At 63.8% G+C, this 14,331-nt stretch carries 11 protein-coding genes; 4 read left to right on the forward strand and 7 right to left on the reverse strand.

Annotation, left to right across the window (positions count from 1 at the left end):
- Positions 1-578 (forward strand): 3-deoxy-7-phosphoheptulonate synthase (locus Q8Q83_RS08090; protein ID WP_305622697.1); only part of this gene is annotated, 578 nt, incomplete at its 5' end.
- A 380-nt stretch (positions 579-958) separates the two neighbouring features.
- Here Q8Q83_RS08090 and Q8Q83_RS08095 read toward each other — a convergent pair.
- From Q8Q83_RS08095 to Q8Q83_RS08105, 3 genes are all read right to left on the reverse strand, one after another.
- The gene (locus Q8Q83_RS08095; RefSeq protein ID WP_305622699.1) at positions 959-2,149 is read right to left on the reverse strand and encodes a benzoate/H(+) symporter BenE family transporter; all 1,191 of its coding nucleotides are present in this window, start codon (positions 2,147-2,149) and stop codon (positions 959-961) included.
- Positions 2,149-2,760, reverse strand: a complete 612-nt coding sequence (locus Q8Q83_RS08100; RefSeq protein WP_305622701.1) for a LysE family translocator — start codon at positions 2,758-2,760, stop codon at positions 2,149-2,151. The genes Q8Q83_RS08095 and Q8Q83_RS08100 overlap by 1 nt, the downstream gene beginning before the upstream one ends.
- Before the next feature lie 421 nt (positions 2,761-3,181).
- The gene (locus tag Q8Q83_RS08105) at positions 3,182-3,619 is read right to left on the reverse strand and encodes a MarR family winged helix-turn-helix transcriptional regulator (protein ID WP_305622703.1); all 438 of its coding nucleotides are present in this window, start codon (positions 3,617-3,619) and stop codon (positions 3,182-3,184) included.
- 111 nt (positions 3,620-3,730) lie between these two features.
- Between Q8Q83_RS08105 and Q8Q83_RS08110 the strand changes: the two genes are divergently transcribed.
- The 3 genes from Q8Q83_RS08110 to Q8Q83_RS08120 all read left to right on the forward strand — a co-directional run bounded on the left by Q8Q83_RS08110 (position 3,731) and on the right by Q8Q83_RS08120 (position 7,979).
- Positions 3,731-4,900: a PLP-dependent aminotransferase family protein gene (locus Q8Q83_RS08110; protein ID WP_305622705.1), complete on the forward strand. Its 1,170-nt coding sequence runs from the start codon at positions 3,731-3,733 to the stop codon at positions 4,898-4,900.
- 180 nt (positions 4,901-5,080) lie between these two features.
- Complete coding sequence (locus Q8Q83_RS08115; protein ID WP_305622707.1) at positions 5,081-5,683, forward strand: glutathione S-transferase family protein; 603 nt, start codon at positions 5,081-5,083, stop codon at positions 5,681-5,683.
- Positions 5,684-5,960: 277 nt separating this feature from the next.
- A complete protein-coding gene (locus Q8Q83_RS08120; protein ID WP_305622709.1) occupies positions 5,961-7,979 on the forward strand; it encodes an ATP-dependent helicase in 2,019 nt (672 codons plus the stop codon).
- A 79-nt stretch (positions 7,980-8,058) separates the two neighbouring features.
- On the opposite strand, the gene Q8Q83_RS08125 is transcribed toward Q8Q83_RS08120, so the two are convergent.
- From Q8Q83_RS08125 to Q8Q83_RS08140, 4 genes are all read right to left on the reverse strand, one after another.
- A complete protein-coding gene (locus Q8Q83_RS08125) occupies positions 8,059-10,395 on the reverse strand; it encodes a heavy metal translocating P-type ATPase (RefSeq protein ID WP_305622711.1) in 2,337 nt (778 codons plus the stop codon).
- A 3-nt stretch (positions 10,396-10,398) separates the two neighbouring features.
- Positions 10,399-10,596, reverse strand: a complete 198-nt coding sequence (locus Q8Q83_RS08130) for a DUF2933 domain-containing protein (RefSeq protein ID WP_371132380.1) — start codon at positions 10,594-10,596, stop codon at positions 10,399-10,401.
- Positions 10,597-10,759: 163 nt separating this feature from the next.
- Positions 10,760-11,173, reverse strand: coding sequence for a hypothetical protein (locus Q8Q83_RS08135; RefSeq protein ID WP_305622715.1), 414 nt, complete (start codon positions 11,171-11,173; stop codon positions 10,760-10,762).
- A gap of 161 nt (positions 11,174-11,334) precedes the next feature.
- On the reverse strand, positions 11,335-14,331 hold a 2,997-nt coding region (locus Q8Q83_RS08140), incomplete at its 5' end, for an efflux RND transporter permease subunit (protein WP_305622717.1).

The raw sequence follows: 14,331 nt of genomic DNA on the forward strand, positions 1-14,331 counted from the left end.
CCACCGAATCCCAGACCCACCGCGAGATGGCTTCCGGCCTATCCTCGGCCGTGGGCTTCAAGAACGGCACCGATGGCGGCCTGACCGTGGCGATCAACGCCCTGCAGTCGGTATCCAGCCCGCACCGTTTCCTTGGCATCAATCAGGAAGGCGGCGTGTCCATCGTCACCACCAAGGGCAATGCCTATGGTCACGTGGTACTGCGCGGCGGCAACGGCAAGCCGAACTACGACTCGGTCAGCGTCGCCGTTTGTGAGCAGGAACTGACAAAAGCCGGCATACGGCCGAACATCATGGTCGACTGCAGCCACGCCAACTCCAACAAGGACCCGGCCCTGCAGCCGCTGGTGATGGACAACGTCGCCAACCAGATTCTCGAAGGCAACCAGTCGATCGTCGGCCTGATGGTGGAAAGCCACCTGGGTTGGGGTAATCAGTCCATTCCTAAAGACCTCAGCCAGCTCAAGTACGGCGTATCGGTGACCGATGCCTGCATCGATTGGGAAAGCACCGAGAAAACCCTGCGCAATATGCACGCCAAGCTCAAGGATGTACTGCCCAAGCGTCAGCGTGGCTAAGAGGCTTCGGCCACCTGGCTGAGCCAATAAAAAACGGGCTTATGCACTGCATAAGCCCGTTTTTTTATGGCTATGTGCCAGTTATGTGTTGCACGTAGCTTTTGTAGGGTGGGTGGCGCCGAGCAGGGGTTGAGCGGCAACTGCTGTATGGGTGCGCCACGTAACCCACCAAGTGATAATCGCCTATCACCCTTTGGTGGGTACGGCGCCAATGACTACGCAATAACAGATAGCCCGTGGCCAGGCGCCTAACCCACCCTACGAATTTTGCACAACGACTCCACTCGGCCTCCTGATGAGGCAGTTGGCGCCGTCAGTGCCATAGTGGAAAAGAGTCGTAGGATGGGTCAAGCGCAGCGCTACCCATCACGAGCAGCCCATCAGTCCTTACCCCAGTTAAGAATCGCCAAGGTCAGCAGCCCCGCGACAATCCCCCAGAAGGCCGAGCCCACCGAGAACAGGGTCATACCCGAGGCGGTCACCAGAAAGGTGATCAGCGCCGCTTCGCGCTCCTTGGGTTCGCTCATGGCCTGGGTCAGGCCGCCGATAATCGAGGCGAACAGCGCCAGGGCGGCGATGGACAGGATCAGCGCCTTGGGCAGGGCGGCGAACAGGGCCGCCAGGGTGGCGCCGAAGATCCCGGCTATGCCGTAGAACAGCCCGCACCAGATGGCGGCGGTGTAGCGTTTCTTCGGGTCCTCATGAGCCTGCGGGCCGGCGCAGATCGCCGCGCTGATGGCCGCCATATGGATGCCGTGGGAGCCGAACGGGGCCAGCAGCATCGAGGCCAGGCCGCTGGTGGTCAGCAGCGGTGAGGCCGACACCTCATAGCCGTTGGCGCGCAGCACCGCCATGCCCGGCAGGTTCTGCGAGGCCATGGCGACGACAAACAGCGGAATGCCGATGCTGATGGCCGCCGCCAGGGAGAAGCTCGGCGTGGTCCACTGCGGCGTGGCCAGTTGCAGCTGGAAATGCTCGAAATTCAGCAAACCGAATAGCCCGGCCAGCAGGGTGCCGACCAGCAGCGCAGCCAGCACCGCATAACGCGGCAGCAGGCGCTTGCCGAACAGATAGGCCAGCAGCATAGCCACGACCAGTGCAGGCTGCTGCTCGGCGGCCCCGCAGATTTCCAGACCTATCTTGAACAGCACCCCGGCCAGCAGGGCGGCGGCGATGGAGCCGGGAATACGCCGCATCAGGCGCTCGAAACTGCCGGTCAGACCGATCAGCACAATCAAGCCGGAGGCGAGGATATAGGCGCCGATCGCCTCGCCGTAGGGCACTCCCGGCAGGCTGGTGATCAGCAGAGCCGCGCCGGGGGTCGACCAGGCAATCATGATGGGCGCGCGGTAACGCAGCGACAGGCCGATACTGGTCACTGCCATGCCGATCGACAGCGCCCAGATCCACGAGGAAATCTGCCCATCGCTCAGGCCCGCCGCCTGGCCGGCCTGGAACATCAGCACCAGGGAGCTGGTATAGCCGGTGAGCATGGCAATAAAGCCGGCCGCCACCGCCGAGGTCGAGCTATCGGCCAATGGCCGTAGACGGGTTTGCGTCAGTTCCTGCATCAGAGCAGTCCAGTGTCGGCGAGGATGGGGTAGAGCGAGGCCACCAGCAGCAGCGCCATGCCGATATTGAAGGCGCGCAGTGCGCGAACGTTGTTCAGCCAGTTGCGCAGCAGGCTGCCGGCTACCGTCCACAGGCCCACGCTGGGGCAGTTGATCAGGGCGAAGAGTGCCGCAATCAGCAGCACATTGACCACGAAATTCTCCTGCGGCGTGTAGGTGGTGATGGCGCCTATGGCCATGATCCAGGCCTTGGGGTTGACCCACTGAAAGGCCGCCGCCTGCAGAAAGCTGAAAGGCTTGGCGCCGCTCTTGGCCTGGTTGTCCGGCGCGCCGGCATGGGCGATTTTCCAGGCCAGGTACAGCAGATAGGCCGCACCCAGGTAGCGCAGCAGGCTATAGAGCAGGGGAATCTGCTCGAACAGTTGGCCGAGCCCCAGACCCACGCACATCACCAGCAGCATAAAGCCCAGGCTGATGCCGAGCATATGCGGCAGGCTGCGGCGCAGACCGAAGTTCACCCCGGAGGCCAGCAGCATCATGTTGTTCGGCCCCGGGGTCACCGAGGTGACAAAGGCGAAGGCGATAAAGGCGATCAGCAGTTCAGTGGTCATGGAGCAGCACTCCTAGGGTCTGTTGCCGTTTCGTGGCGAGCCGCGTTGCCGCGCCAAATTGCGCCAGGCAAGGCGCAGGACGCCGGCAATGGTCGCTCCCTTGCCAAGTCCTGTAACACCGCCTGGCGCAATTTGCCGCGCAACCCGCAGGGCCGGGCCTGTTTTTGCGCGCTGCTGCGTTTCTCGTCGCTTATTTGGAGCAACCAAACTGCGCTCCTCGTGCCTTGCCCCGCGCAAAAACAGGCTCCGGCGCGGCCGCATCGAAACGGCAACAGACCCTAGGCCGTGCTGCTCAGCCTAAGAGCAGACGCCGGCGGCGTCGCGGTACAGCGGGGCAGGCAAAGGGCGGAACAGTTAAGAAGTGTGTGCGCAAAATATCGGTACAGTTTTGTCGGCGCAGCAGTACAGAGCAGCTGTCACCTCAGCCGATGCTATTGCCCAGGGCCTGATTGACCTGCAGCCAGCCGTTGACCGCCTCTTCGCCCACTTCGCCGAACGCCCGTTGCAGCAGCTTGGCCTGTTCGCGGCGCAGGGCCTGTTCCAGCTTGGCGCCTTCGGCGGTAAAGCCGAGCAGGCGCTTACGCTTGTCATCTTCCGCCGTCAGGCTCTGCACCAGGCCCATTTCCAGCAATTGGCGCAGCGGCGTGTTCAGCGCCTGCTTGCTCACGCCCAGGTAGGCCAGCAGTTCCTTCATGCTCAGCCCCGGGTACTTGGCGATAAAGAACAGGATGCGGTGGTGCACCCGCGACAGGCCGCGGCGCGCCAGCATTTCATCGGCCTTGGCGGTGAACGCCTGGTAGCCGAAGAAGAAGGCCTCCATGGCGGTTTGCTGGGTCGTAACGTTTCTTAGGTCAAGCATTAAGGTCAAGCCTATTGACGTATTTGCTCTGGGTGTCGTAGTTTCGAGCAAACAGAGTTTCGGTCAAACAGTTTGACCTATTTTTATTTGCCTTTGCTACCGGTGATCACCATGGCCTTCTCCGAACGCGTTGCCCGCCTGAAAAGCTCCCTGATCCGTGAAATCCTCGCCGCGGCGCAGCGCCCTGAGGTGATGTCCTTCGCCGGTGGCCTGCCCGCCGAACCCATGCTGCCCAAGGTAGAGTGGGCCGAGATGCCGGTCAGCATGGGCCAGTACGGCATGAGCGAAGGCGAGCCGGCGCTGCGTGAAGCCATAGCCGCCGAAGCCCGTGCGCTGGGCGTGCCGTGCGAAGCCAGCCAGGTGCTGATCGTCAGCGGTTCGCAGCAGACCCTGGATTTGGCCAGCAAGCTGTTTATCGACCCGGGCACCGAAGTGCTGCTCGAAGCGCCGACCTACCTGGCCGCGCTGCAGGCCTTCCAGCTGTTCGGCGCCGACTGCATCGGCGTACCCCAGGAAGCCGACGGCCCGCAGATCGACGCCCTGCGTCAGCGTCTGGAGCAGCACAAGCCGGCCTTCGCCTACCTGATTCCGACCTTCCAGAACCCCTCGGCGGTGCGTTACAGCGAAGCCAAGCGCGACGCCGTGGCGGCCTTGCTCGACGAGTTCGGCGTGACCCTGATCGAGGACGAACCCTATCGCGAGCTGGTATTCGATGCAGGCAGTGCCACGCCCATCGTCAGCCGCCTGCAGAAGGCCAGCTGGATCTATACCGGGACAGTCTCCAAGACCTTGCTGCCGGGCCTACGCGTCGGTTACCTGATCGCCACCCCGGACCTGTTTCCCTATCTGCTGCGCCTCAAGCAATCGGCGGACCTGCACACCAACCGTATCGGCCAGTGGCAGGCCCTGCAGTGGTTGGGCAGCGAGAAATACCGTGGTCACCTGGCCGAGTTGCGCGACTTCTACCGGATTCGCCGCGACGCCATGCAGGCGGTGTTGCAGGAGCACTTCAGCGATCTGGCCGACTGGCAGATTCCCCAGGGCGGCTTGTTCTTCTGGCTGACCCTCAAGCAGCCGCTGGATACCCGCACCCTGCTGGCGCCGGCGCTGGCGCAGAATGTGGCCTTTATGCCGGGCGAGCCATTCTTTATCGATCCGGACCAGCATCCGGGGCATTTGCGCCTTAACTTCAGCCATGTCGCCCCGGAGCGCCTGGGCGAAGGCCTCAAGCGCCTGGCCGCGGTGATTCGCCAGGCGCAAAGCAACGGGCAAGCGAACTAACAGGCCGTTGAAAAATGTAGGCGAGGCAGCCGAGACAAGGCAAAAACAGGCGAGAAAGCGGAGTTTACAGCTGTAAATGAGCATTTCGAGCCTGTTTTTAACGCCGTATCGGCAACGCAGGTAGTTTTTCAACGGCCTGCTAAGGCAAACGATTTAACAACTTCAAAGGAGGGAGGCTGTATGTACAAGGTCTATGGCGACTACCGTTCGGGCAACTGCTACAAGGTCAAGCTGATGCTGCATCTGCTGGGCAAGGAGTACCAGTGGATTCCCATCGATATCCTCAAGGGCGAGACACAGAGCGAAGCCTTCCTGGCCAAGAACCCCAACGGCAAGATCCCGGTGCTGGAGCTGGAAGACGGCACCTGTCTGTGGGAGTCCAACGCCATCCTCAATTTCCTCGCCGATGGCAGCGAGTTTCTGCCCAGCGAGCCGCGCCTGCGTACCCAGGTGCTGCAGTGGCAGTTCTTCGAGCAATACAGCCACGAGCCCTATGTCGCGGTGGCGCGTTTTATCCAGCTGTATCAGGGCCTGCCGGAAGCGCGCCGCGCGGAATACGAGGAGTGCCATGTGCGCGGGCACAAGGCGCTCAAGGTGATGGAGAAACAACTGCAGCGCACTTCCTACCTGGTCGGCGAACAGTACTCTATTGCCGATATCGCCCTGTACGCCTACACCCATGTGGCCGATGAAGGCGGCTTCGACCTCAGCGACTACCCGGCCATCCGCGGCTGGCTGGACCGCGTGGCCAGTCACCCGCGGCATGTGGGCATGCTGGATTAAGCAGCGTGCTGCTGAGCGCTTACCGAAGGTGCCGTTCCAGTGGCGTGTTGCAGTCAAATCCTGGCGCCGAATCCTAGGTTGGGCTGAGCTTGCGAAGCCCAACAAGACAGGCATCGATAAGTGTGTACGCGTCATTGCTGTTGGGCTTCATCGCTACGCGCCTCAACCCAACCCAACCTACTCGATCACTTGCGCAAGTTTCAGCGCGTTGTGATTGCCAGTGTTTGTAAAAAAACACTTATCATTCAACGATCTATCTTGAAGACTGGGTCGCCGAATGCTGTCTGCCGTCGAGCGCTACAAGCGGCTAATTTCCGGCGCCTTGGCGCGTTACTTTCCGCATACCACGGCCTATCTGCGCGCCGAGCGCGAGGCGACGGTGCAGAAAAAAGTGTCTGGAGCACTTTTTAACGTCGCGCAGCAACGGCCCGCAGGGTGGCCGCCAGGGATGGCAGGCCATAAAAAGCCCGTAGTGCGCTCCAACAAGGGCGCGGCTACAGCCCGCAAAACCAAAGCAAGCACTGCCAAGCAGCCGGCCAAGCCCCGCGCCAAAGCCGCTAGGGCAACTAATCAGGGGATTTACGGGCCTGGCCTGATGGCGGTCGAGGCCGCGCAGATCCAGGCCATGCGCGCTCAGGTATCGCAGGCGGTGGCGGCCGGGGTGATCAGCGCACCGTCGGAAGAACAGTGGGCGATGATCCTCGGCAGCCATCCACTGACCCGCATCTTCGCCGGGGCCGGCTCGGGCAAGTCCACCACCCTGGTGCTGCGCCTGGTGTTTATGCTCTGCCATCTGGGCATCCAGCCGGATCGGCTGACGGTGATTTCCTTTACCAACGCCTCCTGCGCACAGCTGCGTGAGCAACTGCTCAAGGTGCTGGTTTTTTTCCACTATCCTTTCGACGCCGCCCAGGCTCGCCAGTGCGTGCGCACCTTCCATTCGGCCATGGGTCTGATGGCCAAGGCGCTGCTGAATAACCCGCGCTGGTTCGAGCAACTGGACGACAAGGATGCCGCCAACCGCGAGCTGGATAACCCACTGACCGCCGCGCGCCTGCGCCCGGCTCAGCAGCGCCTGCTCAAACAGGCCTACCAGCAGTGCTATGCCGAGGAACCGGGCTTTCGCGAACGGGTACACCGCCTGCTGGGGCTGCCGCTGCCGGCCAGCGACGGCACGCGCGTGCCCAAGGCGCCCCTGGATGGCTTCAAACTCAAGGGCGAATTCAGCGCCGTGCCGCTGTATGAGGCCTTCTATGCCCAGGCCGGTTTTATCGAAAGCATCGGCATTTGCATCGAACAGATCCAGGTTCCAGCGCTGTCCTGTTCCACCCAGGAGCGCTGCTTTATCGAAGCCCTGCTGCTGTTCTGCAAAGCCTTCGAGTGCTGCCTGCACGAGCAGGGGTTGATGACCTTTAACGCCGCCTTCCAGCAGCTTACCGAGCGGTTGAACGCCGGCGGGCAGGGCGTCTCGGCCGAGGTGCTAAAGCCATTCAGTCATCTGCTGATCGACGAGTTTCAGGATATCTCCCCGCAGATAGTCCAGTGGCTGCAAGCCGTGCAGCGCGCCCAGGCAGGCCAGGGCGAGGCGGTCAGCCTGATGGCCATAGGCGACGACTGGCAATCCATCTACGGCTGGCGCGGCAGCTCGCCGGAACTGTTTATCGACTTCGACCGGCACTTCCCCGGCAAGGGCCGGGCGAAGCACAGCGCGGTGCTGACCCTGGCCACCAACTACCGCTCGATCGAGCCGATTATCCGCGACGGCGAGGCGGTGCTTAGCGGGGTTATCTACAAACAGGGAAAAACCAGCCAGGCCTGCAAAGCCACGCAGCCGGGGGATCATGGCGTGCGGCTGATCCAAGGCTTCGACAGCAAGGCCCGGCTGCCCGAGCTGCTCAAGGAAGTCCAGGCCCAGTGCGCGCATGTGGCCAAGCGGCAAAGCGCCGAGCGCACGGCGGTGCTGCTGCTCAGCCGACGCAACGAACCCTTGCAGGCTATTCAGGCCCAGCTGGATAAGAAATTACCGGTCAAGACCTACACCATCCACCGCGCCAAGGGCCTGCAAGCCGAGGTGGCAATCATCCTCGACGACTGCATGCCGCCGGAACCCCACCCGCTGCGCAATGCGCTCTACGCCTATTGCGGCTTCTTCAGCAACAGCTACGACCAGGCCATGCGGGATGAAAGCCTGCGCCTGGCCTATGTGGCGATCACCCGCGGCGTCAGCCGGGTGCTCTGGTACTGCCACAAGACCCAGGGCGCGACGCGGCTATTGGCGGGGCGCAGCAGGCAGTAGGGCGGCTCTCTGCGCCCGCTCGGGCCTGGCGTCGAGCGCGGTTATGGCCAGGCTGTCAGCGCTGCGCGCGCAGCAGGCCTTAAGTGAGGCGGGCCCGCTGCAAGCGCAAGGCATTGAACACCACCGAGGCGGAACTGACGCTCATGGCCAAGGCGGCAATCATGGGGGAGAGCAGGTGCCCGCTGAGTGGGTACAGCAAGCCAGCGGCGAGCGGAATGCCCATGGCGTTGTAGATCAAGGCAAAACCGAGGTTCTGCCGCATATTGCGCACGCTGGCCACGGACAGGCTGCGCGCGCGCAGAATCGCCAGCAAGTCGCCCTTGACCAGGGTGACCTGGGCGCTGTTGATCGCGACGTCGGTGCCGGTACCCATGGCAATGCCAACGTCGGCGCGGGCCAACGCCGGCGCATCGTTGATGCCATCACCGGCCATGGCGACCTTGCGTCCGGCGCCTTGCAGTTCGGCGACCAGGCGTTCCTTGTCCTGGGGTTTAACCTCGCCATGCACCTCGCCGATGCCGAGCTGCTTGGCGACTGCGCGCGCGGTGCCGAGGCCATCGCCGGTGGCCATGATGATCCTGATCCCCGCGCTTTGTAGCCTGCTTACGGCCTCCAGGGCGGTGCTTTTGATTGGATCGGACACCGCGAGCAGACCGGTCAGCACGCCATCGACCGCCAGGTAAATGATGCTGATGCCATCCAGGCGTAGCTGTTCGGCGCGCGGTTTAAGGGCGCCAAGGTCCACGCCCGCATCGTCCATCAGGCTGGTATTGCCGAGCAGCAGCTGTTGGCCCGCCAACCGGCCGCTGACGCCAATCCCCGAGGCCGATTCGAATGCCTCGGGCTTGCCCAGCGACAGCCCGCTCGCCAGGGCCCGCTCGACTATGGCGTGGGCCAGCGGGTGCTCGCTGCCTTGGTCGAGGCTGGCCGCCAGGCGCAGCACCTCATCGGTCGTCACCCCTGGACAGGCCTCTACGCTATGAAAAACCGGATGCCCTGCGGTGAGGGTACCGGTCTTGTCGACTATCAAGGTGTCGATCTTGCACAGGTTTTCGATGGCGCTGGCGTCTCTGAACAGCACGCCACTGCCGGCGGCCTTGCCGGTGGCGACCATCACCGACATCGGCGTGGCCAGCCCCAGCGCGCAGGGGCAGGCGATAATCAGCACCGCCACCGCGTTGATCAGGCCGAACACCCAGCTCGGCTCGGGCCCGAACAGCCCCCAACCGAGCAAGGTGAGCAAGGCGATGATGATCACGCCTACGACGAAGTAACCGGCGATGGCGTCGGCCATCCGCTGCATGGGCGCTTTCGAGCGCTGCGCCTGGGCGACCATCTGCACTATCTGCGCGAGCAGGGTGTCGCTACCGACCTTCTGCGCCAGCATCAGCAGGCTGCCGTGGGTATTGAGGGTGGCGCCTATCAGGCTTGCGCCCGGCTTTTTCAGCACCGGCATCGGCTCGCCGGTCAGCATGGACTCATCGACGGCGCTTTCGCCTTCCAGGACGCTGCCATCCACCGGCACCTTTTCCCCGGGGCGCACGCGCAAGTGGTCGCCCAGGTGGACATGGCTCAGGGGAATGTCCTCCTCCAGGCCATCGGCATTGATGCGTCGCGCGGTTTTCGGCGCCAGGCCGAGCAAGGACTTGATGGCGGCAGAAGTCTGCGAGCGGGCTTTTAATTCGAGCATTTGCCCCAGCAGGGTCAGGGAGATGATCACCGCCGCCGCTTCGTAGTACACGCCGATGCGGCCGTCCTGGATAAAGCTGGTTGGAAACACATCGGGAACCAGGGTCGCGGCAAGGCTGTAGAGATAGGCCGCCGCGGTACCCAGGCCGATCAGGGTCCACATATTCGGGCTGCGCTGAATCACCGAGCGCACGCCGCGCACATAGAAAGGCCAGCCGGCCCAGAGCACGACCGGGGTGGCGAGCGCCAGTTCGGCCCAGTTCTGCGTGGCACCGTGCAACAGGTTCAGGGCATGCCCGCCCATGGCCAGCAGGGTGACGATCAGCGTCAGCGGCAGGCTGTACCAGAAGCGCCGGCTGAAGTCCCGCAGTTCGGGGTTCTGCTCTTCCTCCAGTGCAGGCAGTAGCGGCTCCAGGGTCATGCCGCACTTGGGGCATGTGCCGGGGCCGCGCTGGCGGATTTCCGGGTGCATCGGGCAGCTGTACTCAGTCGCGCTAGTCGCCGGCTCGGGTGCCGGTGCACTCGGGGCCGCGGCTGGGCGGTAGCGCTCGGGCGCGGCCTTGAACTTGAGCTGGCACTTCTCGCTGCAGAAGTGCCAGGTTTGCCCCGCGTACTCTGCGTAAAACGGACTATCCGCAGTGACCGGCATAGCGCACACCGGGTCCTGCATGGCGAGCGCTGCTGTGGCGGGTAGCGGCTGGTCATGCGGATGTGCATGGCTGTGCATGAGTCAGCTCCTGTCGCCATCCCGGGGTGGCTGCCCGGCGTCGCGATGCTGATGCTGGCCGCCGTGGTGATGGCCAAACAGGTGCATCAGCGGACACAACAGGAGAATCAGATAGGGCAGTAGTTGGGAGATATGGCCGTAATGCTCGCGGGCCAGATAGAACAGGCCGATAACCAACAGCATGCCGATAGCGATGCCCACCTTGCTCTTCCAAAACGCAGGAGGTGATTCAACCGAGTGAGGTGAGTTCAGCATGCTTCTGTGCTCCTAAGTTGCAGTGAGTCTAGGCAGCCCGTGGCCCTTGGCGGGAGCAAGGTTGAACCGCTATCCCGCCAAGCCGTTGCGGCCACGGACAGGCCGTTTTTTACTGGCCCACGGGCATATCCATCATCATCTTCGACTGCTGATCCATCATCTTCATCATCATGTTCATCATCTGCATGCCCGAGCCGTCCTTGCCGCCAGACATGCCCATGCCCATCCCCATGCCTGGGCAGTCTTTCTGCAGCATGCCCAGGCCATCCTTCATCGCGGCCATGCCTTCCTGCATGGCCGCCTGACGCTCGGTCGGGGTCTTGGCGGCGGCTATCTTGTCGTGGGCCGCCTGCATTTTCTCCATCTGCTCGCTTATGCCCTGATCCTGCATGGGCATCGTTTGGGATGTTGCCTGAGCCGGTGCCGCAGGCGCCTGTTCGGGGTGGTGTTCCTCGGCGGCCGAGGCCATCAGTGCGCTGCTGACTAACAGGCTGGCGAGAATAGATTTCAGTGGCATATGCATGGAAATCTCCGGGTAGTAATAGTGGGACCCTGGAAACGCGTCGAAGGGGCGTGGTTGAACAGGGCGGCCGCGTGCCACCAGTCTAGACAACGCCGCGGGCACGGGTGTTGACCTCAATCAAGGAAACCCCATGCCCGCGCCGCAGGCGCGCCAGCTCTGGGCTAGTTGTGTTCGCCCCCGCGTACGGGGAGGTGCCGCCGACGCATCAAGCGATAGGCCGCCGGAATCACGAACAGCGACAGCAGGGGCGCGGTGAGCATGCCGCCGACCATGGGCGCGGCGATGCGGCTCATCACCTCGCTGCCGGTGCCGCCGCCCAACAGGATCGGCAGCAGACCGGCGATGATCACCGCCACCGTCATGGCCTTGGGCCGCACGCGTTGCACCGCGCCTTCGCGAATCGCCTCGAGCAGTGCGCGCTCGGTGCCGCTGCCGCCGTTTTCCCGTTCGGTCCAGGCGTTCTTCAGGTACAGCAGCATGATCACGCCGAACTCCGCCGCCACCCCGGCCAGGGCGATAAAGCCGACGCCGGTGGCCACCGACAGGTTGAAGCCCAGCAGGTAGAGGAACCACACTCCGCCGGTCAGGGCGAACGGCAGGGTGGCCATGATCAGCAAGGCCTCGTCGAAGCGGGCGAAGGTCAAATAGAGCAGCACGAAGATGATCAGCAGGGTGGCCGGCACCACCAGCTTGAGCCGGGCGTTGGCCCGTTCGAGAAACTCGAACTGCCCCGAGTAGCTCAGGCTTATGCCCGGTTGCAGTTGCACCTGATCCTTGATGGCGCTGCGCAGGTCGCCGACCACCGAGGCCAGGTCGCGCCCGCGCACGTCGATATAGACCCAGCCGGAAGGCCGCGCGTTCTCGCTCTTGAGCATCGGCGGCCCATCGCTGACCCCGATCTTCGCCACTGTGCCCAGGGTGATCTGGCTACCCTGCGGGGTGTAGATCGGCAGTTGCTCCAGGGCGCCGAGCGAGTCGCGCCATTCGCGCGGGTAGCGCAGGCTGATGGGGAAGCGCGCCAGGCCCTCGATGGTCTCGCCGATATTTTCCCCGCCTATGGCGCCGGCCACTATCGACTGCACATCGGCGATGTTCAGCCCGTAACGCGCGGCGGCCTGGCGGTCGATGTCCACATCGATATAGCGCCCGCCGGTCAGGCGTTCGGCCAGCGCCGAACTGACCCCGGGTACGCTCTTGGCCACCCGCTCGACCGCCTGGGTCACCTGGTCGATCTGCGTCAGGTTGGTGCCGGCGACCTTGACCCCGATCGGGCTCTTGATCCCGGTGGCGAGCATGTCGATGCGGTTGCGGATCGGCGGAATCCAGATATTGGTCAGCCCCGGCACCCGTACCACCCGGTCCAGTTCCTCCACCAGCTTCTCAGGCGTCATGCCGGGGCGCCACTCATCGCGCGGCTTGAACTGGATGGTGCTCTCGAACATCTCCAGCGGCGCCGGGTCGGTGGCGGTTTCGGCGCGGCCGGCCTTGCCGAACACGTGCACGACCTCGGGCACCGACTTGATCAGACGGTCGGTCTGCTGCAGCAACTGCGCGGCCTTCTGCGACGATAGCCCGGGCAGGGCCGAGGGCATATAGAGCAGGTCGCCCTCGTCCAGCGGCGGCAGGAACTCGCCGCCCAGCCGGGAGATCGGCCACAGCGCGCTGAGAAACACCAGCAGCGCCACCGCCAGGGTGACCTTCGGGTGGCGCAGCACCACGTCCAGGGCCGGCTGGTAGAGGCGGATCAGCCAACGGTTCAGCGGGTTGTGCGCCTCGTCGGGAAGGCGCCCGCGAATCCAGTAGCCCATCAGCACCGGCACCAGGGTCACCGACAGCCCGGCAGCGGCGGCCATGGCATAGGTCTTGGTGAAGGCCAGCGGGCCGAACAATCGGCCCTCCTGCGCCTGGAGGGTGAACACCGGGATAAACGACAGGGTGATGATCAACAGGCAGAAGAATAGCGCCGGGCCGACTTCCACCGCGGCGTCGGTCATCACATGCCAGTGATGCTCGCCCTGCAATTCTTCCCCGGGATGGGCCGCGCGCCAGGCCTCGACCTTCTTGTGGGCGTTCTCGATCATCACCACCGCGGCATCCACCATGGCGCCGATGGCGATGGCGATACCGCCGAGGGACATGAGGTTGGCGTTGATCCCCTGGTGGCGCATGACGATAAAGGCGATCAGCACGCCGATCGGCAGGGAGACTATGGCCACCATGGAGGAACGCAGGTGCCAGAGAAACACCGCGCAGACCAGCGCGACCACGATAAATTCCTCGATCAGCTTGTGGCTGAGGTTCTCCACCGCGCGGTCGATCAGCTTGCTGCGGTCGTAGGTGGTGACTATCTCCACCCCGGCTGGCAGGCTCTTCTTCAGCTCGTCGAGCTTGGCCTTGACCGCGGCTATGGTCTCGCGGGCGTTCTTGCCGCTGCGCAGTATCACCACGCCGCCGACCGTCTCGCCTTCGCCGTCCAGCTCGGTGATGCCGCGGCGCATTTCCGGGCCCAGCTGGATGGTCGCCACCTCGCCGAGGGTCACAGGCGTGCCGCCGGCAACGAGCTTGAGGGGAATGGCGCGGAAGTCATTCAGGGTCTTCAGGTAGCCGGAGGCGCGCACCATAAATTCGGTCTCCGCCATTTCCAGCACGGCGCCGCCGGTTTCCTGGTTGGCCCGGCCGACGGCCTCGATCACCTCGGCCTGGGTGATGCCCAGGCCGGCCAGCTTGATCGGGTCGAGCAGCACCTGGTACTGCTTGACCATGCCGCCGACGGTCGCCACTTCCGCGACGTTGGCCAGGGTCTTCAACTCGAACTTGAGGAACCAGTCCTGCAGCGCGCGCAGCTGCGATAAGTCATGCCCGCCGCTGCGATCCACCAGGGCGTACTGGTAGATCCAGCCCACCCCGGTGGCGTCCGGCCCGAGGGCGGGCTTGGCCGTGGCTGGCAGGCGTCCTTGGAGCTGACTGAGGTACTCCAGCACCCGCGAGCGCGCCCAGTAGAGGTCGGTGCCGTCCTCGAACAGCACGTAGACGAAGCTGTCGCCGAAGAAGGAAAAGCCGCGCACCGTCTTCGCCCCCGGCACCGAGAGCATGGTGGTGGTCAGCGGATAGGTGACCTGGTTCTCGACTATCTGCGGCGCCTGGCCGGGATAGGGGGT

Origin of the sequence: Pseudomonas sp. (assembly GCF_030696055.1) — a bacterium.
Classification (GTDB): Bacteria; Pseudomonadota; Gammaproteobacteria; order Pseudomonadales; family Pseudomonadaceae; genus Aquipseudomonas.